General features: G+C 73.8%; 19 protein-coding genes. 9 read left to right on the top strand and 10 right to left on the bottom strand.

Going from position 1 to position 23,357, the window contains the following annotated elements:
- Nucleotides 1-11 precede the first annotated feature (11 nt).
- From ACFWOG_RS11740 to glgX, 3 genes are all read right to left on the bottom strand, one after another.
- Nucleotides 12-2,006, bottom strand: coding sequence for an ABC transporter ATP-binding protein (locus tag ACFWOG_RS11740; RefSeq protein ID WP_380357191.1), 1,995 nt, complete (start codon nucleotides 2,004-2,006; stop codon nucleotides 12-14).
- Nucleotides 2,003-3,829, bottom strand: coding sequence for an ABC transporter ATP-binding protein (locus tag ACFWOG_RS11735; RefSeq protein ID WP_329952198.1), 1,827 nt, complete (start codon nucleotides 3,827-3,829; stop codon nucleotides 2,003-2,005). The genes ACFWOG_RS11740 and ACFWOG_RS11735 overlap by 4 nt, the downstream gene beginning before the upstream one ends.
- Before the next feature lie 205 nt (nucleotides 3,830-4,034).
- Complete coding sequence (glgX, locus tag ACFWOG_RS11730; RefSeq protein ID WP_329952197.1) at nucleotides 4,035-6,296, bottom strand: glycogen debranching protein GlgX; 2,262 nt, start codon at nucleotides 6,294-6,296, stop codon at nucleotides 4,035-4,037.
- A gap of 777 nt (nucleotides 6,297-7,073) precedes the next feature.
- On the opposite strand from glgX, the gene ACFWOG_RS11725 reads away from it, so the two are divergent.
- The 4 genes from ACFWOG_RS11725 to ACFWOG_RS11710 all read left to right on the top strand — a co-directional run bounded on the left by ACFWOG_RS11725 (nucleotide 7,074) and on the right by ACFWOG_RS11710 (nucleotide 12,121).
- Nucleotides 7,074-8,405 carry an Ig-like domain-containing protein gene (locus ACFWOG_RS11725; RefSeq protein ID WP_380357187.1) on the top strand — a complete coding sequence of 444 codons (1,332 nt, stop codon included), beginning with the start codon at nucleotides 7,074-7,076 and terminating at the stop codon, nucleotides 8,403-8,405.
- Between the two features lie 325 nt (nucleotides 8,406-8,730).
- Nucleotides 8,731-9,939 (top strand): Ig-like domain-containing protein, encoded by a 1,209-nt coding sequence (locus tag ACFWOG_RS11720; protein ID WP_380357184.1) that lies wholly within the window; start codon nucleotides 8,731-8,733, stop codon nucleotides 9,937-9,939.
- 211 nt (nucleotides 9,940-10,150) lie between these two features.
- A complete protein-coding gene (locus ACFWOG_RS11715; RefSeq protein ID WP_380357181.1) occupies nucleotides 10,151-11,446 on the top strand; it encodes an Ig-like domain-containing protein in 1,296 nt (431 codons plus the stop codon).
- A gap of 177 nt (nucleotides 11,447-11,623) precedes the next feature.
- Nucleotides 11,624-12,121, top strand: coding sequence for an ATP-binding protein (locus tag ACFWOG_RS11710; protein WP_329882967.1), 498 nt, complete (start codon nucleotides 11,624-11,626; stop codon nucleotides 12,119-12,121).
- A gap of 356 nt (nucleotides 12,122-12,477) precedes the next feature.
- On the opposite strand, the gene ACFWOG_RS11705 is transcribed toward ACFWOG_RS11710, so the two are convergent.
- The 3 genes from ACFWOG_RS11705 to ACFWOG_RS11695 form a co-directional block, all read right to left on the bottom strand.
- Nucleotides 12,478-12,960 (bottom strand): hypothetical protein, encoded by a 483-nt coding sequence (locus ACFWOG_RS11705; protein ID WP_329882966.1) that lies wholly within the window; start codon nucleotides 12,958-12,960, stop codon nucleotides 12,478-12,480.
- Entirely contained in the window at nucleotides 12,960-13,376 is a 417-nt protein-coding gene (locus tag ACFWOG_RS11700; RefSeq protein WP_329882965.1) for a helix-turn-helix transcriptional regulator, read from the bottom strand. Before ACFWOG_RS11700 ends, ACFWOG_RS11705 begins: the two co-directional genes overlap by 1 nt.
- 62 nt (nucleotides 13,377-13,438) lie before the next feature.
- The gene (locus tag ACFWOG_RS11695; protein ID WP_329882964.1) at nucleotides 13,439-13,801 is read right to left on the bottom strand and encodes a type II toxin-antitoxin system RelE/ParE family toxin; all 363 of its coding nucleotides are present in this window, start codon (nucleotides 13,799-13,801) and stop codon (nucleotides 13,439-13,441) included.
- A 336-nt stretch (nucleotides 13,802-14,137) separates the two neighbouring features.
- On the opposite strand from ACFWOG_RS11695, the gene ACFWOG_RS11690 reads away from it, so the two are divergent.
- Entirely contained in the window at nucleotides 14,138-14,710 is a 573-nt protein-coding gene (locus ACFWOG_RS11690; RefSeq protein WP_329952193.1) for a dihydrofolate reductase family protein, read from the top strand.
- Nucleotides 14,711-14,753: 43 nt separating this feature from the next.
- Here the strand turns inward: ACFWOG_RS11690 and ACFWOG_RS11685 are convergent, their stop codons facing one another.
- From ACFWOG_RS11685 to ACFWOG_RS11675, 3 genes are all read right to left on the bottom strand, one after another.
- Nucleotides 14,754-16,133 carry a pyridoxal-phosphate dependent enzyme gene (locus tag ACFWOG_RS11685; RefSeq protein WP_380357176.1) on the bottom strand — a complete coding sequence of 460 codons (1,380 nt, stop codon included), beginning with the start codon at nucleotides 16,131-16,133 and terminating at the stop codon, nucleotides 14,754-14,756.
- Between the two features lie 170 nt (nucleotides 16,134-16,303).
- Complete coding sequence (locus ACFWOG_RS11680; protein ID WP_329952191.1) at nucleotides 16,304-16,879, bottom strand: DUF4240 domain-containing protein; 576 nt, start codon at nucleotides 16,877-16,879, stop codon at nucleotides 16,304-16,306.
- Between the two features lie 159 nt (nucleotides 16,880-17,038).
- Nucleotides 17,039-18,442, bottom strand: coding sequence for a helix-turn-helix domain-containing protein (locus ACFWOG_RS11675; RefSeq protein WP_380357173.1), 1,404 nt, complete (start codon nucleotides 18,440-18,442; stop codon nucleotides 17,039-17,041).
- Between the two features lie 214 nt (nucleotides 18,443-18,656).
- Here ACFWOG_RS11675 and ACFWOG_RS11670 point away from each other — a divergent pair, with 214 nt between their 5' ends.
- Nucleotides 18,657-19,271: a hypothetical protein gene (locus ACFWOG_RS11670; protein WP_380357170.1), complete on the top strand. Its 615-nt coding sequence runs from the start codon at nucleotides 18,657-18,659 to the stop codon at nucleotides 19,269-19,271.
- A gap of 98 nt (nucleotides 19,272-19,369) precedes the next feature.
- On the top strand, nucleotides 19,370-20,182 hold the full coding sequence (locus tag ACFWOG_RS11665) for a trypsin-like serine protease (RefSeq protein ID WP_329952188.1): 813 nt from the start codon (nucleotides 19,370-19,372) through the stop codon (nucleotides 20,180-20,182).
- A gap of 91 nt (nucleotides 20,183-20,273) precedes the next feature.
- On the opposite strand, the gene ACFWOG_RS11660 is transcribed toward ACFWOG_RS11665, so the two are convergent.
- Entirely contained in the window at nucleotides 20,274-21,017 is a 744-nt protein-coding gene (locus tag ACFWOG_RS11660) for a TetR/AcrR family transcriptional regulator C-terminal domain-containing protein (RefSeq protein WP_380357167.1), read from the bottom strand.
- A gap of 153 nt (nucleotides 21,018-21,170) precedes the next feature.
- Between ACFWOG_RS11660 and ACFWOG_RS11655 the strand changes: the two genes are divergently transcribed.
- Both ACFWOG_RS11655 and ACFWOG_RS11650 read left to right on the top strand, forming a co-directional pair.
- The gene (locus tag ACFWOG_RS11655) at nucleotides 21,171-21,779 is read left to right on the top strand and encodes an NADPH-dependent FMN reductase (RefSeq protein ID WP_380357157.1); all 609 of its coding nucleotides are present in this window, start codon (nucleotides 21,171-21,173) and stop codon (nucleotides 21,777-21,779) included.
- Nucleotides 21,780-21,826: 47 nt separating this feature from the next.
- A complete protein-coding gene (locus tag ACFWOG_RS11650; protein ID WP_380357154.1) occupies nucleotides 21,827-23,341 on the top strand; it encodes an MDR family MFS transporter in 1,515 nt (504 codons plus the stop codon).
- Nucleotides 23,342-23,357 lie beyond the last annotated feature (16 nt).

Here is a 23,357-nt window from a genome sequence, read left to right as displayed (position 1 = left end):
GCAGGTCGGAGTCAGACCAGGCTGTCCCGCCAGGCCTGGTGGAGCTCCGCGAAGCGGCCGGCGCCGTCGATCAGTTCGCGCGGCGTGCCGTCCTCGACGATCCGGCCCTGATCCATCACCAGGACCCGGTCGGCGATCTCCACGGTGGAGAGGCGGTGCGCGATGATCACGGCCGTCCGGCCCGCCAGCACGGTGCGCATCGCCCGCTGCACCGCCTGCTCGCCCGGCACGTCCAGCGAACTGGTCGCCTCGTCCAGGATCAGCACCGCCGGGTCGGCGAGCAGGGCGCGGGCGAAGGCGACCAGCTGGCGCTGGCCGGCCGAGATCCGCCCGCCGCGCTTGCGCACGTCGGTGTCGTAGCCGTCCGGCAGCTCGGCGATGAAGGCGTGCGCGCCGATCGCCCGGGCGGCCTCCTCGACCTCGTCCCGGGTGGCGCCGGGCCGGCCGATCGCGATGTTCTCCGCGACCGTGCCGGAGAACAGGAAGGACTCCTGGGTCACCATCACCACCCCGCGCCGCAGCTCGGGGCCGGCCAGGTCGCGCAGGTCCACCCCGTCCAGGGTGATCCGGCCTTCGGTCGGGTCGTAGAACCGCGCGAGCAGTTTGGCCACCGTCGACTTGCCGGCCCCGGTCGCGCCGACCACGGCGACGGTCCGGCCGGCGGGCAGCACCAGGTCGAAGGGCGGCAGCACCTCCTTGCCGGTGCGGTACGCGAACCGGGTCTTCTCGAAGTGCACCTCGCGGCCCAGGGAGGACGTCGCGGGCAGCTCCTTCGGCTCGGTCGGCTCCGCGACGGTCGGCTCGTGGGCCAGCAGTCCGGCGATCTTCTCCAGCGCGGCGGCGGCCGACTGGTAGCTGTTCAGGAACATCGCCAGCTGGTCGATCGGGTCGTACAGCCGGCGCAGGTAGATCACGAACGCGGTCAGCACGCCCAGCGCCACACTGCCGTCGGTCACCAGGTAGGCGCCGAGCAGCACCGTCCCGGCGGTCCAGACGTTGGCGGTACCGCGGGAGAGGCCGACGTACCGGGCGATCTCCAGGAGGCCGTCCGCGGTGGCGGTCGCCGACTGGCGGTTCACCACGCCGAAGGCGGCGTCGTTGGCCCGCTCGCGGCGGAACGCCTTCACCGGGCGGATGCCGTTCATCGTCTCGGTGAAGCGGACGATCAGTGAGGCCGCCGAGGTGCGCGAGCGGCGGTAGACCCGGCGCGAACGGCGCCGGAACGACCGGGCGACCAGCCAGAGCGGCAGGAACGAGGCCAGCGTGACCAGGCCGAGCCGCCAGTCGAGCACCAGCAGGATGACCGAGATCGAGCAGACCGAGAGGAAGACGGTGAGCAGCTCCTGGAGCCCCTCGGAGAGCAGCTCGCGCAGCGCGTCCACGTCGCTGGTGGCCCGGGAGATGATCCGCCCCGAGGTGTAGCGCTCGTGGAAGTCGAGGCTGAGCCGCTGGGCGTGCCGGAAGATCCGGCCGCGCAGCTCCAGCAGGATGTCCTGGTTGACCCGGGCGCTGATCTTGATGAACGTCCACTGGAGCACGGTGCCCAGGAGCGCGCAGCCCAGGTACGCGCCGATCACCGCGATCAGCGGTCCGGCGTCGTCGTCGCGCAGCGCGGGGATGCCGCGGTCCATCGCGACCGCGACGAGCAGCGGTCCGGCCTGGAGGGCGGCCTGCTGGAGCAGGATCACCGCCATGGCGGCGACGACCCGGCCCCGGTGCGGGCCGAGCAGCGAGCGGAGCAGCACCCCGGGTGCGCCCGGCGGGACGGGGATGTCCTCCTCGTCGGCCGGTGGGGGCGGCAGCTCCTCCTCGTCGCCCGGGGCGCCCGGACCGGCGGACTTCGTGCCGGCGGACTTCACGTCCACCGACTTCACGTCCACCGACTTCGCGTCCACCGACGTCCTGCCGGGGGCCTCGGCGTCGGTCGGGTTCGGGTCGGCGGCCTTCGGATCGGCCGTCCCGGTATCGCCCGCCTTCCGGCCGGCGGGTTCGACGGTGGTGGTCATCGGGCGGTGCTCCCCTCGGGGACGAGGGCGGCCTCGCCCGACATCAGTTCGCGGTAGTGCGGGGAGCCGTGCAGCAGCTCCTGGTGGGTGCCGACCGCCTCGATCCGGCCGTCGACGAGCACCGCCACCCGGTCGGCGAGCATGACGGTGCTCGGCCTGTGGGCGACCACCAGGGCGGTCGCGGAGCCGAGGACCTGGCGCAGCGCGCGTTCGACCAGCGCCTCGGTGTGCACGTCCAACGCGGAGAGCGGGTCGTCCAGGACGAGGAAGGCCGGATCGCCGACCACCGCGCGGGCCAGGGCGAGCCGCTGGCGCTGGCCGCCGGAGAGGCTCAGGCCCTGCTCGCCGACCTCGGTGCCGACGCCCTCCGGCAGCTTCTCGACGAAGCCGGCCTGGGCGGTGGCGAGCGCGGCGTGCAGCCGGTCGTCCCCGGCGCCCGGAGCCCCCATCAGCACGTTCTCCCGGACGGTGGCGGAGAACAGGGTGGGTTCCTCGAAGGCCACCGCGACCAGCTCGCGCAGCCGGGTCCGGTCGAGCTCGCGGATGTCCCGGCCGTCCAGGGTGATGGTGCCGCCGGTGGCCTCGTACAGCCGGGGGAGGAGGGCGGTGAGCGTGGTCTTCCCGCTGCCGGTGGCGCCGACCAGGGCCATCGTCTCGCCGCTGCGGATGTGCAGGTCGATGCCGCGGAGCAGGTCGGGGGTGTCGGCGGGGGCGTCGGGGTAGCGGAAGCGGACGCCGGTGAGCCGGATGCCGTCGAGTCCGGCGGCCGTGGCGGCGGCCGTGGTGGCTGCGGCGAGGTCGGCCCCGGGGGCGCCGGCCTCGGTCTCGGGTTCGTCCATGACCTCGAAGAACCGGTCGGTGGCGGTCGCGGCCTCGTTGGCGTACGCGAGCAGCCAGCCCAGCGACTCGACCGGCCAGCGCAGCGCGAGCGCGGTCGAGAGGAAGGCGACCAGGGTGCCGGCGCTCAGCTCGTCGTGGGCGACGAGGTAGGCGCCGGCGGCGAGGGCGCAGCCGAGGGCCAGCTCGGGCAGCCCGACGATGAGCGCCCAGAGGTTGGCGAGCAGTCCGGCCTTCTTCAGCTCGGTGCGGCGCAGGTCCCGCGAGTGGTCGCGGAAGCGCTCGGCCATCGAGCGGTGGCGGCCGAAGGCCTTGAGGATGCGGATGCCGAGGACGGACTCCTCGACGACGGTCGCGAGGTCGCCGTTCTGGTCCTGCGCGAGGCGGGCGGCACCGGAGTAGCCGGACTCGAAGCGGCGGGTGAGCAGGAACAGCGGCACCACGGGGACGAGCGCGATCAGGGCGAGCCGCCAGTCCTGGGTGAACATCAGGCCGGTGCCGGCGAGGAAGGTGACCGAGTTGACGATCAGGAAGACCAGCGGGAACGCCAGGAACAGCCGCATGGTGTACATGTCGGAGGTGGCGCGGGAGAGCAGCTGGCCGGAGCCCCAGCGGTCGTGGAAGGAGACCGGCAGCCGCTGGAGCTTGGCGAAGAGGTCGCCGCGCATCGCCGTCTCCACCCTGGACAGCGGTCTGGCCAGCACCACCCGGCGGGTGTAGAAGAGGGCCGCTTCGGCGAGGCCCAGCACGAGCAGCAGGCCGACCAGGGGCCAGAGCCCGCCGAGGTCGTGCTCGGCGATCGGCCCGTCGACGATCCGTCCGAGCACGATCGGGACGAGGAGCACGCTGAACGCGGCGAGCAGTGCGGCACTGACCGAGATGGCCAGCCGGGCGCGGATCGGGCGGACGTAGGGCCACAGGCGCAGCAGTGAGCGCACCGTCGACCGGTGGGCGGGCGCGGAGTCGGGAGTCTGGTTCTCGGCCATCGCCGTGAGGGTAGGCCGGGTGGCCGTCATTTCTCATCCGGTTTTTCGGACCTGTCGTCGAATACCGGCCACGGACCCGGCGGCGGCGGTGTTCCGGCCGTGGTGCTCCGGCGGCTCCGGTGACGGGGTGACGGGTGACCCTCGGTGGGCCTCCCCGGCTCTCCCCGGCTCTCCGTGGCCTCCGGGGGCGGCGGGGCGTCCGGGGTCAGGCGCCGCCGGACGGCCCGGCCGGGCGGCCGCCTCCGTCCGGTGTCCGCAACAGCCGCAGCGAGCGCCCGGCCAGGACGACCGCGTCCTGCGGGAGGTGCGTGCCGGTGTCGTCCGCCGCCGTCTCCACGACCGTCTCGTACCGTGCGCCGGGCGCCGCCCAGGGCTCCCCGGGCAGGGTGAAGGTGACCGGTTCGGGCCCGGAGTTGAGCAGCAGGAGGAAGCTGTCGTCGCGCAGGGGCCGGCCGTACCGGTCCCGCTCGGACATCGCCGCGCCCGAGAGCAGCATGCCCAGACCGGCGGTCGGGGTGAACCAGTCGGCCTCGGTCATCTCCTTGCCGAGCGCGGTGAACCAGGCCAGGTCCGGCTGGCCGCCGGGGGCGGGGGCGCGGCCGGAGAAGAACGCCCGCTGCCGCAGCACCGGGTGGGCGCGCCGCAGCCGGACGAGGCGCGCGGTGAACTCGTACAGCCCGCGCCAGGCCGGGTCGGCCAGCAGCGACCAGTCCACCCAGCCGACCTCGTTGTCCTGGCAGTAGGCGTTGTTGTTGCCGCCCTGGGTGCGGCCGAACTCGTCGCCGGCGGTGAGCATCGGGACGCCGGCCGAGAGCAGCAGGGTGGCCGTCAGGTTGCGCAGCTGGCGTTGCCGCAGGGAGTTGACGGCCGGGTCGGCGGTCTCGCCCTCGGCGCCGTGGTTCCAGGACCGGTTGTCGTCGGTGCCGTCCCGGTTGGCCTCGCCGTTGGCCTCGTTGTGCTTGCGGTCGTACGAGACGAGGTCGCGCAGGGTGAAGCCGTCGTGGGCCGTCACGAAGTTGACCGAGGCGTAGGGCCGCCGCCCGCCGCGCTGGTAGAGGTCGGAGGAGCCGGTGAGCCGGTAGCCCAGCTCCCGGACGTCCGGGCGGGCGCCGCGCCAGAAGTCCCGCACGGTGTCCCGGTAGCGGTCGTTCCACTCGGCCCACAGCGGCGGGAAACCGCCGACCTGGTAGCCGCCGGGGCCGACGTCCCAGGGCTCGGCGATCAGCTTCACCCGGCTCAGGACCGGGTCCTGGGCGACGGCGGCGAGGAAGGGGTGGTCCATGTCGACGGCGTCGCCGCCCCGGGCCAGCGCGGCCGCCAGGTCGAATCGGAAGCCGTCCACGCCCATCTCGGTGACCCAGTACCGCAGCGAGTCGGTGATCAGCCGGATCACCTGCGGTCGGCGGGTGTCGAGGGTGTTCCCGCAGCCGGTGTAGTCGGCGTAGCCGCGCGGGCGGTTGGGCGGCAGGCGGTAGTAGCCCGAGTTGTCGATCCCGCGCAGCGAGAGCGAGGGGCCGAGCTCGGCGCCCTCCGCGGTGTGGTTGTAGACCACGTCGAGGATCACCTCGATCCCGGCCGCGTGCAGCGCGCGCACCATCCGTTTGAACTCGCCCACCTGGCCGCCGCGCGAGCCTGCGGCGGAGTAGCCGGCGTGCGGGGCGAAGTAGGCGGCGGTGTTGTAGCCCCAGTAGTTCACCAGCCCGCGGGCCTGGAGGTGGTCCTCGCTGACGTGCTGGTGGACGGGCAGCAGTTCGACCGCGGTGACGCCCAGGCCGGTGAGGTGGGCGACGGCGGCCGGGTGCGCCAGACCGGCGTAGGTGCCGCGCAGTTCGGGCGGGACCCCGGGGTGGCGGAGGGTGAAGCCCCGCACGTGCACCTCGTAGAGGACGGTCTCGGCCCACGGGGTCTTCGGGCGGTGGTCGTCGTACCAGTCGTCGTCGTCCTGGACCACGACGGATCTGGGCACGTACGGGGCCGAGTCGCGGTTGTCCCGGACGGTGTCGGCGACCTCCGCCTCGGGCCAGCCGCGGGCGGCGGCGCAGGCCGCGTCGTGGGAGGTGTAACAGCCGTCGACCGCGCGGGCGTACGGGTCGAGCAGCAGCTTGGCCGGATTCCAGCGGGCGCCGGTCCACGGGTCCCAGCGGCCGTGCACGCGGAAGCCGTACCGGGTGCCGGGGAGCACGCCCGGGACGAAGCCGTGCCAGACCTGGAAGTCCTGCTCGGTGAGCCGGTGCCGGGTCTCCCGGTCGTCCTCGTCGAAGAGGCAGAGCTCCACGGCCTCGGCGCCGGCCGCCCAGAGCGCGAAGTTGGTGCCGCGGAGGCCGTCCGGCTCGGTGCGGAACCGGGCGCCGAGCGGTTGCCAGCTGCCCGGCCACGGCGGCCCGTCGCCGTGCGCCGCGCCGTGTGCCGCTCCGCGCGCCGTGCCGTGTGCGCGCGCGGCGGTTTCCAGCTCCTGCCCTGACGCCATGGCGGTGCCCTCCCTGGCCGGGGTGTCCCGTACCCCGTGAGGGGTCTCTTTCCCTGATCGCACCGGGTGGATGCGGCTGAACGGTTTCTTACCGGCGGATGGCGGGCGGGCGCACGGAAAGTCGGCGGGTCCGACTTCCCCCGCAGCAGCCACCCGCGTCGGCCGCCTCCGCGGTGCGAGCGGACCGGCCGACCCGCCGTGACCGGCGGGCGGGGACCGGCGGGAAGGGGCACGGCCCGCGTCCACGGGCCCTGCGCGCGTATGCGTCGGGACCCCTCTCGGAGGCCGCCCGGTCCTCGTCGAGGAGGACGGGTTCGAGCACGTGAAGATCGGCGTCGAACGCCGCGTCCCCGAAGAGGAGGAGGCGTAGGAGCCGGAGCACGGAATCCCGGCATCCGCCCACGACAGCGGACCGGGAGGTCGGCGAGGCCGACTTCCCGTGCGGGGAAGCGGGTCGGCCCTCACCGGGAGGCGCGGGGAGGAGGCAGACGCGTCGGTCGTTCCACGTGCCCGGCGTCAAGGCTCGGTGTGCTCTCGGCCACCGGGGTGGGATTCTCCGGCGTGTCCGCGTGTCCCGCCGGGACTGCCCTCGTTGTGGGAGGTATCGGACGGAAACGGCGGGAGGCCCCGGGTATGCGGCCCCGAGGACTGATGTGGGCGCGGCGGGCGGCGGCGTCGTGGTGCTGCCTGGTCGTGCTGGCCGGTTGCTCGGGCGGCGGTGCACCGAGGACCCCGAGCGGCGACGCCGCCCCGCCGGGCGCGGGGGGTCCGCCGCCCGTGTCCCGCGCGGTGATCACCGCGCTGCCCGCCGACAACGCCCAGAACGTCCCGCCGGAGGGCCCGGCCCGGGTGACCGTCGCCCAGGGCCGGCTGGTCTCCGTCCGGCTGGCGGACACCCGGGGCAACGAGGTGGCGGGCGCGATCGCCGAGGACGGCACGAGCTGGGCGCCGTCCGGCCCGCTCCCGCTGGCCACCGCCTTCACCCTGGACGCGGTGGCCGAGGACGACCAGGGCCAGAAGGCCGCCCAGCACTCCGACTTCTCGACGATGGCCCGGGCGCACACCTTCGTGGCGTTCTTCACGCCCGAGGACGGTTCGACGGTGGGCGTCGGCATGCCGGTCTCGCTGCGGTTCAGCAGGACGATCACCGACCGGGCGGCGGTGGAGCGCGCGGTGGTGGTGACCGCGGACCCGCCGGTGGAGGTGGCCGCGCACTGGTTCGGCGGCCAGCGCCTGGACTTCCGGCCCAAGGCCTACTGGGCGGCGGGGACCAGGGTGTCGGTGGCGCTGCGGTTGAAGGACGTGCAGGGCGCGCCGGGCGAGTTCGGCACCCAGACGAAGGACGTCCGGTTCACGATCGGCCGGGCGCAGGTCTCCACCGTGGACCTGGACGCCCACACCCTCACCGTCCGGGCCGGCCAGGGCGGCAAGGTGGTGCGCACGCTCAAGGTGTCCGGCGGCGACGCCAAGCACACGACCTACCGGGGCGTGCTGGTGGTGTCGGAGAAGTACCGGGTGACGAGGATGAACTCGCAGACGGTCGGGATGGGCGACGAGTACGACATCAAGGACGTGCCGCACGCGATGCGGCTGACCAACTCGGGCACGTTCGTGCACGGCAACTACTGGGCGAACCCGGGGGTGTTCGGTACCGCGAACACCAGCCACGGTTGTATCGGGCTGGCGGACGTGAAGGGCGGTGCCAGCAAGGAGAGCCCGGCGGGCTGGCTGTTCGAGCACACCGTCCCGGGGGACGTGCTGGAGGTGAAGGCCTCGACGGGGGACACCGTCCCGCCGAGCAACGGACTGAACGGCTGGAACCTGCCCTGGGCGCAGTGGGTGGCGGGAAGCGCCCTCCAGTCCTCCGCGAGCCCCTCCGGTGCCGCGGCCGCCCCTTCCACCGGGCCGTCCCCTGCCGCGGGCGCGCCGACCGGTCCGGCCGGGGTGACCGGTGCGCCGACCGGTCCGTCGTCGGCCCCGGCGGCCGGTCCGTCCACGAGCCCGTCGACGAGCCCGTCCGTGAGCCCCTTCGCGTCCCCCGCCGCGAGCCGTCCGGCGAGCCGGTCCGCGGGGCCCTCGCCGTCCGGGGCGCCGGTCACCGACCCGTAGGTCACGGACCCGCGGGCCGTCGGGCCGAAGGCCGTCGACGGCGCCCGGCCACGTGTGGCGATCCTGTGCAGGGGATCTTCACCCGCATTCACCCGCATTCACCGGGATCCTCCCCGGGGTTCACCCGTTCGGCCGAGCTATCCTGCTTGCCGCGCCGAAGCCCGGCGCGGAAGATCACCGGTCCGGTGCAACCCACCCGGGCGGAAGCGCGTCCATCAGGGTGGACACCGGGAGGGGAGAAACCGTGAAGCCGGTTAGGGCGGCCGACGCCGCGATACGTACCACCACCAGCCGCCGTCTGCGTCGCAGTGCGGTGGCGCTGGCGATGGGCGGGGTACTGCTGCTCACTGCGGCCTGCAACGACGACAAGAGCGGCGGTGACAAGGCGACCGGGGGAGGCGACGCTGCCGCGACGGCCGGCGCCGACGGCGGGGCCGGCGGCAACGGCGGGACGCCGTCTCCCGCGCAGACCTCGACGGCGCCGAAGACCTCGACGGCGGTGCTGACCGTCGAGCCCAAGGACGGCGCCCAGGACGTCGCGCCGACCAACGCGCTCCAGGTGTCGGTGGCCAACGGCAAGCTCACCACGGTCGAGGTGACCGACAAGGAGGGCAAGCCCGTCGCGGGCGCCATCACCCCGGACGGCCTGGGCTGGAAGCCGGCCGGCGCGCTGGCCGTCGGCATGGCGTACAAGGTGAACGCGCAGGCCGCGGACGCCGAGGGCCTGGTGGCCGCGTCCACCACCTCGTTCACCACACTGACGCCGGACAAGAAGGTCTCCACCAACGACAACATCGCCGACAACGCCACCTACGGCGTCGGCATGATCGTCTCGGTGGTCTTCAACAAGGACATCAAGAACAAGGCCGAGGTCCTCAAGGGCATCTCCTTCGAGACCAACAACGGCACCGAGGTGAAGGGCCACTGGTTCGGCAGCCGCCGGGTGGACTTCCGCCCCGAGAAGTACTGGACGCCGGGCACCAAGGTGACCATCAAGTACCGGCTGAAGAACGTCGAGGTGGCCCCCGGCGTCTACGGCGACGTCGAGAAGGACGAGCCGTTCGTCATCGGCCGCGCGCAGGTCTCCGTGGCGGACTCGGCCTCGCACCAGATGACGGTGACCCGGGACGGCGTGAGCCACACCGTGCCGGTGACCCTCGGGGACGAGAAGAACCCGTCCTGGAACGGCACCATGGTGGTCTCCAGCAAGGAGAAGGTCACCCGGATGAACTCGCAGACCGTCGGCCTCGGCGGCGAGTACGACATCCCGGACGTGCCGCACGCGATGCGGCTGACCACCTCCGGCACCTTCGTGCACGGCAACTACTGGGCCAACCCGTTCGGGAAGAGCAACGCCAGTCACGGCTGCATCTCGATGCAGGACGAGAAGGGCGGCAGCGACACCTCGGTGGCCGGCAAGTTCTTCAACGACTCGATCATCGGTGACGTCATCACCGTGAAGAACTCCAAGGAGAAGACCGTCGCCCCCGACAACGGGCTGAGCGGCTGGAACATCCTCTGGCCCAACTGGTAGCTCCTACCCGCCGGTAGACCGGTGCAGTCCCGGTTCGGCAACCGACCGGCCCGATCCTCACTCGTTGGGGTCGGGCCGGTCGTGTTTTCCGGGCCGATCGCCCCCCGAACGGCGCAACCTTTCCGGTGGCTGCCGCGTGTATCTGTCGGGTCCCCCGACACCCCGGCACCGGGGCGGGGTCGCGCGCGCGGGACCGAGGGAGGGAGCGACGGTGAGGTCGATACGCAGGATGGTGGCCGCCGGTCTGGTCGGCGGTGCGCTGGTGCTGACCAGCGCCTGTGGCGGCGGGGGGAACGGGAGCGCGGCCAGGGCCGAGCTGGGTGTCGGCGGGGCCGCGGGGGCCTCGTCGGCGGCGGCTCCGGCCTCGGGCGGTCCGGACGCCGGGGCCGCCCCGGCGGGCACGGGGACGCCGGGTGCGGCTGCGCCGGGCACCGGGACGCCGAGCGCCACGCCGAAGGTCTCGCAGGCGGTGGTGGACGTCCAGCCGAAGAGCGGGTCCGTGGACGTCGCCCCGGACGGCGCGCTCAAGGTCGCGGTGGCCGGCGGGAGGCTCACCACCGTGAAGGTGAACGACCGGACCGGCAAGGAGGTGGCCGGTGTCATCGCCGCCGACGGGTCGAGTTGGAGCCCGTCCGGTCCGCTGGCGGTCGGCACCGCGTACCAGGTCAGCGCGCTCGCGGTGGACGCCGGCGGCGTGGTCGCGTCGGCGGACAGCAGCTTCAGCACGTTGACGCCGGAGCGCGAGGCGAAGGCCGGCGACAACATCGTCGACGACGCCACCTACGGCGTCGGCATGATCGTCTCGGTGACCTTCGACAAGGACGTCAAGAACAAGGAGGCGGTCGCGAAGGGCATCACCTTCAAGACCGACAACGGCACCGTGGTGAAGGGCCACTGGTTCGGCAACCGCCGGCTGGACTTCCGTCCGGAGAAGTACTGGACGCCGGGGACCAAGGTCACGGTCCAGTACCGGCTGAAGAGCGTGGAGATCGCCGCGGGCGTCTACGGGGGCGTCGACCGGGACGAGCCCTTCACTATCGGGCGATCCCGCGTCTCGACGGTTGACGCCAAGTCCCACCGGATGACGGTGGTCCAGGACGGTCAGAGCTCGGTCGTCGACATCACCTCCGGCTCGCCCGAGCACCCGACCTGGAACGGCACCATGGTCGTCATGTCGAAGGAGGGCGTGGTGCGGATGCAGTCCAGCAGCATGCCCGGTATGACCGGCGACCCCTACGACCTGCAGGTGCCGCACTCCATGCGGCTCACCGACTCCGGTACGTACGTGCACGGGAACTACTGGAGCAACGCCTTCGGCGCCGACAACGTCAGCCACGGTTGCGTGGGCCTGAAGGACGTCAAGGGCGGCGGTGCGGGCACCTCGGCGGGCACGTTCTACGACGGCTCGCTGATCGGGGACGTCGTGTCGGTGAAGAATTCCTCGCGCGGTCAGGTCGCCCCGGACAACGGCCTCAGCGGCTGGAACCTGGACTGGAGTGCCTGGTAGGAGGCGGTACGCGGCAACCCGGGCTTGACGTCCGCCGGACCCGGGTTGCTCGCGGCATATGCCCGGCGGGTAGTGATCGTTTGGTCATTGTCCGTACGCGGCCGCTTGCGTTCCGCAATGATGGACCGCATGGCGGGTTGGGGCGAAACAGATCAGTCATCACTTCTCGCGTCCAGCTTGATTGCTGACGCGTCGTGGGCGTGCTTCCAGGACGCGCTGGCGGCCCTGGAGCGGCTCAGCTCGGAGGAGCTGGAGCGGATGTACGTCGGCAGGCTGTGCGACCAGTCGGCGTCCGGTGAGGTGCGGTTGCCTTCCCGGCCGGAGTCCGGCCCGGTGGCGCGCCGGCTGGTGCTCTCGGTGCTGGAGACCTGGGAGCTGCACCAGCAGCTGGAGGTCGGCGAGTTACTGACCAGCGAGCTGGTGGCCAACGCGGTGCGGCATGCCGCCGGGCGCACCATCGGACTCCAGGTGTCGCGGAAACCCGGCTGGCTCCGGGTCGAGGTGCGGGACTCGTCGCGGGCGTTGCCGTGCATGATCCTGGCCGAGCCGCTGCCGATCAACGAGCGCGGGCGCGGACTCAAGGTGGTCGACGACCTGGCGGACCGCTGGGGTGCCGACCTGATGCCGCGCGGCAAGGGCGTCTGGTTCGAGCTGAAGGTGCGCGAGCGGCACTGAGGGCCGGGGTTCGAACGGACCGGGGGCTCGAACGGCCCCTGCGGCTCGAACGGGCCCGGGAAACACGCAGGGCCCCCGATTCACCGTGGTCCGGTGGCTGGGGGCCCGTGCAGGTCATCGCGCCGGCCAAGGGGGTGCGTGCCGCGCGATGGGCGACGGCTGCGCCAGGTCGGGCCAGCCGTGGTCTCGGTGTGCCCGCAGCGAGTTGTCGTCGCCCGCCGTCGGACATGTCGACTATCGCACGGATCTCAGCATGTGGGCAAACCGAGTGGCTTCGATTGCAAGGTTTGTAACTTAGTTCACCTTGGGAATTTGCATAGGTTCACGCTGGCGCCTGAGATTATTCACGATCGGAGCTATTCACGGCCGGAGTGACCCGTGTGTGCGGCGTGTGCGGGATGTGCCGACGGCCACGTGCTGCGCACCGAGAGCAACGGGGTGTCGATTCCCAGCTTGGCGGCCGTGCTGTGCACCGACTCCCGGAGGTACGGGTAGAGCACCGTCACGCCGATCTGGTCGACGAACCACTGCTGCGCCTCGGCCCCCAGCTCGAACGGCCCGCCGAGCGAGAACGCCGCCACCGCGTCGACGACGAAGTCCGCCTGGGCGGCGGCCAGCTCCAGCCGGCAGCGCACCTCCAGGGTGGCGCCGTCGTCGCCCTGCCGGAGCCAGACCGACAGCGCGGTGCGCAGCTCCTCCTCCGGCCGGGGCTCCGGCCGGTCGAACAGCCGCCTCCCGCCCACCTCCAGGAAGACGACGTCGTCCAGCTGGGCGGCCTCGGCGAGCTCCTGGAAGCTCCCGAACCGCCGGACCGGGCGGCGGGCGGCGGGCGGCGTCATCAGACGGTCACCGACCGGGCGTCGCCGTCCGTCCAGACCGTCGTCCGGGGCCGTCGAGCGCCCTCGCGGGTCGCCACCCGGACCTGCACCCGCACCTCGACGGGCGCGGGCGTCCAGACCGGCGTCAGGTCGGCGGAGGTGTGGTCGACCAGCGTGTGGAGCCGGGCGCCGACGGCCCGGGCGTAGCGCTGGAGCGTCGAGTAGCGGGCGTCGCCGCCGGCGCGCTCGAACTCGGAGACCGTCGACTGGGAGGTGCCCATCAGCTCCGCCACGTCGCGCTGGGTCAGCCCGCACTTCCGGCGGGCCACCACCAGGGTCTCGATCAGCTCGGCGTAGGCCGTCGCGTCGTCCAGCGCGGCTGCGGTGCGGGGATCGTCCGGGTCGATGCCGAGAAGATCATGCAGTGTCGATGCCATGGCCGCCTCCCCTCCGAGTGCTCCCACAGTATCGCCCAAAACCGATACCGAGAACCGGGAACTCATCCGTTCGGTGACCTCCGCCGCCACTCCCGGAGCCGTTTCGAGGCGGTGCCGCGCTCGTTCGACGGGGTCTTCTGGGACTTCTTCTGGAAGAACGACAGGGCGAGCAGGACGAGGCCCCCCGACTCCTCCGCGTAGAGCAGGCGGAAGGTGCGGTGGTCGCCGGTGAGGCGCACCTCCAGCAGGTCGTCGCCCAGGTCCTTGACGTCGCCCGGCAGCGTCTGCCGCTCCTTGACGCGGTTCAGCAGGACGAACAGCCGGGCGCGCTCGTGCGGGGCGAGATCGGCCTTCTGCAGTTCCTTCTGCACCGGCGCCGATCCGTCGACGCCTTGGTAGAACGCCCAGTCCCGTGCCGTCGACACCCCGCCCCACCCCCTCCGTCCGCCCTTCCGGGCAGTCTAGGCGGCGGGCCGATCAACGTCTGTGCGCCGGTTCCCGGTTGAGGGCGGCCCGGGCGCGCCCGGGCGCGTCCGGGCGCGTCCGGCACGCCGGTACGGGCGGACCGCCCTGCGCCGGTCCGCGAATCCGGCGAAGACTCCCGGCGAAGGCTCCCGGCGAAGAAACACCGTGCGGACCGATGACTTCGTCCCTGATCGGCAGTCATAGATCATGACCGGTAAGCCGACGGCCGCCGACGCCGTCGGGGCGCACCGGTCGGACATGCCGGGAAGCGGACACGAGTCACCGAGGACCTTCAGATGCGAACCCTGATCAGCACCGCCTTCATCTCGCTCGACGGCGTCGTCGAGGCTCCGGGCGGCGAGCCCGGATACCGGAACTCCGGCTGGACCTTCAAGGACGTCGAGTTCCTCCCCGACGCCTTCGAGATCAAGGGCCGGGAGCAGCAGGAGGCCGCCGCGATGCTGCTGGGCCGGACCAGCTACGAGGCGTTCAGCGCGGTGTGGCCGGACATGGCGGACTTCGCCGAGTACAAGGTGATGCCGAAGTACGTCGTCTCGACCACGCTCACCGAGGACGGCCTGGTCACCGGCTGGGGCGAGACCACGATCCTGCGCTCGGTCGACGACGTGGCCGCGCTCAAGGAGACCGAGGGCGGACCGATCATCATCCACGGCAGTGCCTCCCTGACCCGGAGCCTCTCCGACGCCGGTCTGATCGACCGCTACCACCTGCTGGTCTTCCCGCTCCTGCTCGGCGCCGGGAAGCGGCTGTTCAGCGCCACCGACAAGGACGTCCAGAAGCTGAAGCTGGTCGAGCACGAGGTCTACGCCAACGGCCTGCAGAAGAACGTGTTCGACGTCGTCCGCTGACCGGGGACCCGGCCAGGACCGGGCGGTCCGCGCCGGGCCCGTCCTATCCGCTGCCGAGGGCCGACCTCGGCAGCACCCCGGCCGCCCGGCCGTCCACCAGGACCAGCACGCCCGGATGCGCCTCCCCCAGCGCCGCGCGGGCCTCGGCCGCCGACTGCCCGACGCCCACCGTCGGCAGCGCCGGCCCGATCAGTGCGCCCAAGGGGGCGTCCGGCTTGGCGGTGCCGTCCGCGAGCGCCGCCGCCAGCACCTCCCGGGACACCGAGCCGACCACCTCCATCACGCTCACCCCGTACGGGCGCGTCGCCCGCGCCAGGACGGCCGGGGCCACGCCGTCCGGCACCGCGCGCAGCGCCCGCGCCGCCTCGCCGACCGTCGCCGCGGCGTCGACCGTGACCAGCGGCCCGGCACCGGCCAGGAGCGGCCGCAGGCCGTCCGGCTCCTCCAGGAAGCCCCACTCCCGCATCCACGCGTCGCTGTGCACCTTGGACAGGTACGAGCGGCCCGAGTCCGGCAGCAGCACCACGACCAGGTCGTCCGGGCCCAGCCGCCGCGCCACCCGCAGGGCCGCCGCCACCGCCGTGCCGGACGACGGCCCGGCCAGGATGCCCTCCTCGCGGGCGAGTCTGCGCACCGTCAGCAGCGACTCGCGGTCCGGGACGCGTTCGAAGGAGTCCGCGACGTCCGGCCGGTAGGCCTCCGGCCAGCGGTCCTCGGCGGTGGCGGGGTGGACGAAGTGGCCGATGCTCTCGACGAAGTACGGGCTGCCGTCCCCGCCTCCGTAGACCGAGGACTCGGGGTCGGCGCCGACGACGGTCACCGCGCCGCCCGAGACCTCCTTGAGGTACTCCCCGGTACCGGTGATGGTGCCGCCGGTGCCGACCCCCGCGACGAAGTGGGTCACCCGGCCGCCGGTCTGCTCCCAGACCTCCGGCCCGGTGGTCCGCACATGGGCGTCGGGATTCGCCGGGTTGTCGTACTGGTTGGCGAACCAGGCTCCGGGAATCTCCTCGGCGAGCCGCCGGACGACGTTGAACAGGTGCGCCGGGTCCTCCAGCGGCAGGACGGTCGGCGCGAGCACCACCTCCGCGCCGTACGCCCGCAGGATGTCCGACTTCTCCGGCGCGGCCTTGTCGGCCACCCCCACGATCACCCGGTACCCGCGCTGTTGCCCGATGAGCGCCAGGCCGATGCCGGTGTTGCCGGAGGTCGCCTCGACGATCGTCCCGCCGGGCTTCAGCAGGCCCTCCCGCTCGGCGGCCAGCACCATGGACAGCGCGGCGCGGTCCTTGACGCTGCCGCCGATGCCGAGGAACTCGACCTTCGCGTAGACCGGCGCGGCGAGTCCGGCGCCGAGTCGGGCGAGACGGATCAGCGGTGTCCCGCCGATCGCGTCGAGTACGGATTCGTGCACTGCGGCCATCGCCGGCTCCTCAGCTCGTTCTGCGACCGTCGTCGACCCGACGTCCGACCGAGCCTGCCCAGCCCCGCGCACCGTTAGGCCGCTTCCCGGCGATCGTTCGATCGCCGCAGGGAACGGCCGGTGGGCGGGCGGACGGCGGACGGCGGACGGCGGCGGTCCGAGGGCGGACCCTAGGCCAGGAACAGTGCGGCCAGGCCGGGGAGCCTGCGGCCGACCTCGTCCTCGTCGTCGAAGTCGAACCCCTCGCCCATGTCGGGTGCGGTGCGCCCGGAGGGCGGTCCGCCGGCGGTCAGCGCGTCCCGGTCCTCCTCGCCGGGGGTCCGCTCGAACGCGCGGTGCGCCGCGTAGTTGGCCTCCTCGTCGAAGAGCAGCTCCTCCAGCTCCTCCGGGTCGCTGCCGCGCGCCACCGGGTGCCCGGCGAGGCTGTCGGGGGAGGCGAGCACGCGCTCGTACCAGTCCCGGCCGAGCGAGATCACCCCGGCGCGGAAGTCCGTGAACGCGTCGTCGGAGCAGCCGCCGCCGATGACGTAGGCCGCGCCCCACACGTCCCACCGGTACAGCGCCCCGTGCAGCTCGCCGAACCGCCGCTCGAACGCGGCGATCTCCGGGCGGGGCCGGGAGGCGAGCAGCGCGGCGAGCCGGCCGGCGAACGGCCGCTCCGCCGAGGCCCGGGCGGCGGCGGTCTCGACGATCGCCCAGAAGTCGTCGAGCGGCATGGCGGGGAGCGGTCGTGCACCGGTGGTCATGGCGGCACTCAACCAGGGAGGTCCGACAGTCACGGACGGAGCGGAGGGGGTTGACGGAGCGGAGGCGGCTGACGGAGCAAAGAGGGTGGAGGGAACGGAGGGGGAGCGGGGACGGGGGGTGGCAGGCCGGTCCCGTCCGGCGTCCTGCTCCCGGCGGGCTCAGTCGTCGGTGGGCGTGCGGGTCCAGCCACGGGTGCCGTCGGCCCAGAAGTAGCCGGGGGCACCGCGCAGGCCGACCGTGCGGAAGGGCTTGCCGTGGTCGTTGACGGTGAGGGTGCCCTGGCGGTCGCCGCTGCTCCACACCACCTCCAGGTACCAGCTGACGTCCTGGCCGGCCGTCGAGGCGTCGACGTTCAGCACCTGCGGGTCGGTGGACGAGACCCGGAACGGGAAGTCGGAGGACTTTCCCCTCGTGTTGCCCTCCGTCGCCGGGACGGGCACGGGCCGGGGCGCGGCCGCGTCCAGGTCGACGGCGAAGGCCGCCGGGGTGAGGCCGCCGCCGCAGCCCGAGCCCATGGTGTAGGCGTTCCACCTGGGCGCCGGGCGGGTGCCGACCACCTGCACGTAGAGGGCGTGCAGGACGACGGGCTTGTCCTCGGAACCCTGCGCGGTCAGCTGCAGCCGCAGGTGCCCGCCGGGGACGGCGTGCTGGGAGGCTGCCCAGGAGTCCGTCCGCCGGCCTCCCAGCGGCGCGGGCGTCGTGCCGGGCGGCTGGGCGGACAGGAACCACTGGCCGCAGGGGCTGCCCCAGTTGTCGGTCAGCACGTTCACGTGGAAGGGCGGCGCGTCGTCCTCGGTGGGCGTCGGCGTGGGCGTGGGCGTCTGCGCGGGCGCGGGTGTGGACGGCGGGGCCGTGGTGGGCGGGGGCGTCCCCGCCGGGTCGGCCGGAGGGACGGCGGCTGCCGACGGTCCGGGGCCCGCCGCAGGGGTCCCGGACCGTCCGGACAGGACGACCACCGGGACCAGCGCGGCCACGACGGCCACGGCGGCTGCGCTCAGCAGGATCCGGGCGACGCGTCGGCGGCGTCGGGGCTCCTGTGGGGGTTCGTCCCCGGCCCTCTCGTCCCCGGCCCGCTCGTCCGGGGCCCGCTCGTCCGGGCCAGGAGCCTCCTGACTCGGAGCCTCCTGGCTGCTCGGCGCGGAGGCCGGTCGGACCGCCGGAGGCTGCGGGCCTCCGCCGGGCCCGGGCGCGGACGGCGACTCCGGCAGAGCCGCCTGCCCGGTCTCCGGCTCGGGCTGCGACTGCGGCTGCGGTTCAGGCAGCGGCTGCGGCACCGGCGCGGGCACCGGCCGGGCGGCCGGGGCTACGGGATCCCGGCGGCGGGACGCGTCCGCCAGGATCCACCGGCGGTGCAGCTCGACGAGCTCGTCGGTGCTCGCCCCGCAGACCCGGGCCAGCCGCTCCACCGGCGCGTACTCGTTGGGTACGGCCGCGCCGTTGCAGTAGCGGTGCAGGGTGGAGGTGCCGACGTGCAGCCGGGCGGCGAGCGTGCCGTAGCTGCGCCCCGAACGGTCCTTCAGCTCCCTCAGCAGCTCCGCGAACCGCTCCGTCTCGACACTCATCCGGTGCCCCCCCTTGTCCCGTGACGGCGTTCCAGGCCCCGCCGAACGCGCAGCTCACGGTACCCGTAGGCGTTCCGGCGTCCCGAATCGCCCGGAAGCTCTGGCGGCCGGGACAGGACCCGGGCGAGTCTGCGGTCCGGCGGCAGACCGACGCCCCGGCCGAGCGGATCCGCCCGACCGGTCGACGCCCTCCGGCGGAGAAGAGGACCCACCCGTGACCGTCCACCGCATCCTGATCCCGTGCACCCTGGCCGTCCTCGGCGCGGTCGCCCTCACCGGGTGCTCCGGCGGTCGACCGGCCGGCGGGACGACCGCCGCGGCGACCGTCCCGCACTCCGCGGTCACGCCGAACGCCACGGCCACGGCGGGAGCTGTGGACGCACCGGCCGCCGTCCCGGCGCCCCCGGCGGCCCGACCCGCCACCCCCGCAGCCGCGCCCGACCGGGCACCGAGCTGCAAGCCCGGGCAGCTCGCCGTCACGGCGAGGCCCGTCTCCCGCCCGGCCGGGCGCCTGCTGCTCACCGCCCGCAACACCGGGACCGCCCCGTGCGATCTGGGCCTGGTCGGGGTCGTCACCTTCGCGGGCGGGATCAAGGCCGCCGTTCCCGGCGGCATCGGCGGCGGGCCGAATGTCCTGATGCCCGGACAGGCGGGATACGAAGCGGTCACGCTGGTCGGTGAGGGCGCCCCGGGCAGCGGCGCCACCTCGACGGCGCTCACCGTCGCGCTCGACGACGGCGCCACGGTGACCGTCCGCACCACGTCCTTCGTCCACGCCCCCTCGTCCGGCCTGTGGCGGTCGACCGAGGCCGAGGCCCTCCGGCAGTGACCGGGCGGGCGGCGACGCCGCCCCGCCGAAGCGAACCGACCCGGGCGAACCGCCCGGCGTCCCACCCCGTGAACCCGAACGAAAGAGGAGCACCCCGCATGCGCATCCCGAACCGCCGCCCGCACCGCACCGCCACCCCCCACCGCACCGACGCCCCCGCCCGCACCGGCCGGCGCCCGCTCGCCGTCCTGCTGGCCGCCGCCGGGCTCCTGGCGGTGGCCGCCACGCCCGCCGCCGCCGTCCACGGCGGGTCGGACACGACGACCAGGGCGCACCCGTTCGTGATCGCCCTGGAGACGGCCGACGGTCAGCAGTGGTGCACCGGCGCCCTGATCGCCCCGACCAAGGTCCTCACGGCCGGCCACTGCGTCACCGAGGCCGACGACCCGACCACCCTGCGGGTGATCGCGGGCCGGACCGACCTCACCGGCACCGGCGGCCAGGAGCGGAGGGTGAAGAGCTTCAAGGTCGACCCCCGCTTCACCTCCGCCCTGGCCCACGACTCGGCGGTGCTCACCCTCGACCGGCCGCTCCGGCAGCGGACGGTCCGGGTGGCGGGCAAGGGCGACGAGAAGCTCTACCGGTACGGCCGCACGGCCACCGTGTACGGCTACGGCCGCACCGGTGACGGGCAGCCGGGCACGCACCTGAAGCAGGCGGTGCTCAGGCTCGCGGCGCCGGTCGACTGCTTCCCGTACGCCGACGCGGAGACCTCGCCGCTGCTGAAGGTCTGCGGCATGCCCGGTCCCGGGACGACCGACAGCATCTGCAAGGGCGACTCCGGCGGGCCGCTCGTCGTGGACGGCGTGGTGATCGGCGTCGTCTCGACCGGCAACAAGTACTGCGACACCCAGATCCCGGTCTCGGTGTTCACCCGGGCCACCGACGTGCCCCGGTCGATCCTGAAGTAGACGGGGCCTCGGGGCCACCGGGCCCGGACGGGAGCGGGCTCGGGCCCCCCGTCCGGGCCCGGGCTCGGCGCTGAGCGGGCCGGCGTGCGGGTCAGATGCCGAGGCGGGCCGCGACGCCGTCCAGGACGCAGTCGAGGCCGGTCTCGAACTGCCAGTCGCGGTCGTCCTTGCGGGTGGCCTCGGCGAGGTAGCGGTGGTAGGCGGGGTAGCGGCCGGTGGCCATCAGCCAGGTCATCCGGGGGGCGAGGGCGGCGCGGGCCGCGTCGCCGTCCGGCCAGCCCTTCTCGTGCTGCAGGGTCTGCAGGGCGACCTCGGTGGCGACCGAGCCGCGCACGTAGTCGGTCACGGTGCGGAAGACGGCCATCGTGGTGTCGGCGTCCAGGCCGTGTTCGGCGAGGGCGGCGAAGGCGTGCTCGGGGACGGCGAGCTGGTGCGGGGTGAGGGCGAAGGTGCCGGCCCGGGAGGTCCACGGGTGGGCGAGGTTCATCGCGCGGAGGGCGAGGGCGAGGGCGCGCATGGTGGCGCGCCAGTCCGTGCCGGAGCGGTCCAGGGGGAGCTCGGCGTAGACGGAGTCGACCATCAGCTCCAGGAGTTCGTCCTTGCCGGAGACGTACCGGTAGGCGGCCATCGGGGCGACGCCCAGTGTGGTGGCGAGGCGGCGCATGGTGACGGCGTCCAGGCCCTCGCTGTCGGCGAGGGCGACCGCGGCCGCGGCGATCCGGTGCGGGGTGAGCGCGTTCCGGGGGGTGGGGGCCGGGCGGTCGAGGCGTTCCCAGAGTGAGGCGGGGGGCTGCTCCGCGGCGGCGTCCTCGGGAGGGGTCTCGGGCGGGGTCATGGGCGGCTCCTTCCGGTGGGGTCGGCCGCCGGGGGCCGGGGGCTCCGGGTGACGGCGGCCGATGTGTACAACGTATCAGCAGTAGACGTTGTACGCGTCGATGTGTACGTTGTATCCATCAGCGATACGTTGTACACATCGAGGGGGATCCCCATGTCCGCGAGCCCGTCCACCACCGTCGAACAGCTCCGCGTCGCCGTCATCGTCGGCTCCACCCGGGGCGGACGCTTCGCGCCGGTCGTCACCGGCTGGCTGCGCGAGCACCTCGACGCCCGGGGCGACCTGGAGGTCGACGTCGTCGACCTGCTCGAAACCCCGCTGCCCGCCGAGCTGCCGGACTTCGGGGGCACGGCCGCGCCCGGGACGGAGGAACTGCTCGCCGCCGTCTCCCCCCGGCTGGCCGCCGCCGACGCCTTCGTGATCGTCACGCCCGAGTACAACCACAGCTACCCCGCGCCGCTGAAGAACGCCCTCGACTGGCACAACCACGAGTTCCACGCCAAGCCGGTCGCCTTCGTGTCGTACGGCGGGATCTCCGGCGGCCTGCGCGCCGTCGAGGCGCTGCGCGTCGTCCTGGCCGAGCTGAACGCCGTGACCATCCGCAACACCGTCAGCTTCCACGGCGCCTGGGAGCGGTTCGACACCGACGGCAAGGCCGTCGACCCGGCCGCCGACGCCGCCGCCAAGACCCTGCTCGACCAGCTGACCTGGTGGGCCCAGGCGCTGCGCGACGCCAAGCGCGTCCGGCCGTTCACCGGCTGAGGGCCGGGACGAGGAGGGGACGAGGACGAGGACGAGGGGGCGGAACCATGGAGCGGTTTCCCTGGCTGGGAGTGATCGGGCTGATGCTCGGGATCTTCCTCGGCGCGCTGGACGGCCAGATCGTCTCGACCGCGCTGCCCACGATGGTGGGCGATCTCGGCGGGCTCGACCATCTCTCCTGGGCGGTGACCGCGTACCTGCTCACCTCCGCCGCCGCCACCCCGCTCTGGGGCAAGCTCGGCGACCTGTACGGGCGGAAGGGCGCGTACCAGGGGGCGGTGGTGCTGTTCCTGGCCGGCTCGGTGCTCGTCGGGCTCGCCCGGTCGATGGAGCAGCTGATCGCCTTCCGGGCCCTCCAGGGGGTGGGCGCGGGCGGACTGATGGTCGGCGCGCTGGCGGTCGTCGGGGTGCTGGTGCCGGCCGAGGGGCGGGGGCGGGTGCAGTCGGTGATCGGTGTGCTGATGCCGGTCGCGTTCGTCGGCGGGCCCCTGCTCGGAGGGTTCCTCACCGACCACCTCAGCTGGCGCTGGGCCTTCTACGTCAACGTGCCGGTCGGGGTGTTCGCCCTCGCCGCAGTCGCGGTCGGTGTCCGGCTGCCGGACACCGACCGCCGGACCGGGGCGCGGATCGACTGGGCCGGCGTCGGCCTGCTGACCGGCGGGGTCCTGGCGCTCACCCTGGTCGGCAGCTGGGGCGGCACCGCGTACGGCTGGACCTCGCCGCAGGTGCTCGGCGCCGCCGCGGTCGCGGTGGTGGCGCTGGCCCGGTTCGTCCGGGTCGAGCGGCGGGCCGTCGAACCGCTGATCCCGCCCGCGCTGTTCCGCCACCGCGCCGTCACCGAGGCCCTGGTGCTCGGCTTCCTGCTCGGCGGGCTGATGCTCGTCCTGGTCGGCTACCTGCCCCAGTACCTGCAGTTCGTCCAGGGCGCCTCCCCGACCACCGGCGGGCTGCTGCTGGTGCCGCTGATGCTCGGGATGATCGGCGCCCAGCTCGCCACCGCCCGGCTGACGGCCCGGGGCGGCAGCGGGCGTCACCACCCGCTGCTCGGCAGCGCCGTCGCGCTGGCCGGCACCCTGCTGCTGCTCACCCTCGGCACGGACACCCCGCAGCTGCTCGCCTCGGCGCTCACCGTCGTCGCCGGGGCCGGGATCGGGCTGGTCATGCAGAGCACCCTGCTGGCCACCATGGCGGCGGTGCCGCCGCGCGACATGGGGGCCGCGATGGGCTCGGTGATGCTGTTCCGGACGATCGGCGGCTCGCTGGGCATGGCCGCCCTCGGTGCGGTCTACACCGCCCGGCTGTCGTCCTCCCTCTCCGGCGGGCCCGGCGCGGACGCCGCCGGTCCGACCGCCGACGGTCTGACCCCCGCCGCCGTGGACCACCTCCCGGCGCAGGCCGCGGAGGCCGTCCGCACCGCCGTCACCACCGGCCTGCACGGCACCCTCCTCGGGGCCGCCGCGATCGCCGCCGCCGCGGTCGTCGTCGCGGCCCTGGCCCGCCGGGCCGCCCCGGCTCCGGCGGGGGACCGGGCCCCGGAGCCGGCGCCCGCAGACCTGGGCTGAGCGCACGGCGCGGACC

It is taken from the genome of Kitasatospora sp. NPDC058406 (genome assembly GCF_042722765.1).
Taxonomy (GTDB): Bacteria; Actinomycetota; Actinomycetes; order Streptomycetales; family Streptomycetaceae; genus Kitasatospora.
Note: the sequence above shows the minus strand (reverse complement) of the source record. Positions and strands in the feature narration are given on the sequence as shown.

Coding starts and splice junctions, on each gene's coding strand:
- ACFWOG_RS11740 (WP_380357191.1), bottom strand. CDS start 2,006: ATGACCACCACCGTCGAACCCGCCGGCCGGAAGGCGGGCGATACCGGG.
- ACFWOG_RS11735 (WP_329952198.1), bottom strand. CDS start 3,829: ATGGCCGAGAACCAGACTCCCGACTCCGCGCCCGCCCACCGGTCGACG.
- glgX (WP_329952197.1), bottom strand. CDS start 6,296: ATGGCGTCAGGGCAGGAGCTGGAAACCGCCGCGCGCGCACACGGCACG.
- ACFWOG_RS11720 (WP_380357184.1), top strand. CDS start 8,731: ATGGGCGGGGTACTGCTGCTCACTGCGGCCTGCAACGACGACAAGAGC.
- ACFWOG_RS11705 (WP_329882966.1), bottom strand. CDS start 12,960: ATGACGCCGCCCGCCGCCCGCCGCCCGGTCCGGCGGTTCGGGAGCTTC.
- ACFWOG_RS11700 (WP_329882965.1), bottom strand. CDS start 13,376: ATGGCATCGACACTGCATGATCTTCTCGGCATCGACCCGGACGATCCC.
- ACFWOG_RS11690 (WP_329952193.1), top strand. CDS start 14,138: ATGCGAACCCTGATCAGCACCGCCTTCATCTCGCTCGACGGCGTCGTC.
- ACFWOG_RS11685 (WP_380357176.1), bottom strand. CDS start 16,133: ATGGCCGCAGTGCACGAATCCGTACTCGACGCGATCGGCGGGACACCG.
- ACFWOG_RS11680 (WP_329952191.1), bottom strand. CDS start 16,879: ATGACCACCGGTGCACGACCGCTCCCCGCCATGCCGCTCGACGACTTC.
- ACFWOG_RS11675 (WP_380357173.1), bottom strand. CDS start 18,442: ATGAGTGTCGAGACGGAGCGGTTCGCGGAGCTGCTGAGGGAGCTGAAG.
- ACFWOG_RS11665 (WP_329952188.1), top strand. CDS start 19,370: ATGCGCATCCCGAACCGCCGCCCGCACCGCACCGCCACCCCCCACCGC.
- ACFWOG_RS11660 (WP_380357167.1), bottom strand. CDS start 21,017: ATGACCCCGCCCGAGACCCCTCCCGAGGACGCCGCCGCGGAGCAGCCC.
- ACFWOG_RS11655 (WP_380357157.1), top strand. CDS start 21,171: ATGTCCGCGAGCCCGTCCACCACCGTCGAACAGCTCCGCGTCGCCGTC.
- ACFWOG_RS11650 (WP_380357154.1), top strand. CDS start 21,827: ATGGAGCGGTTTCCCTGGCTGGGAGTGATCGGGCTGATGCTCGGGATC.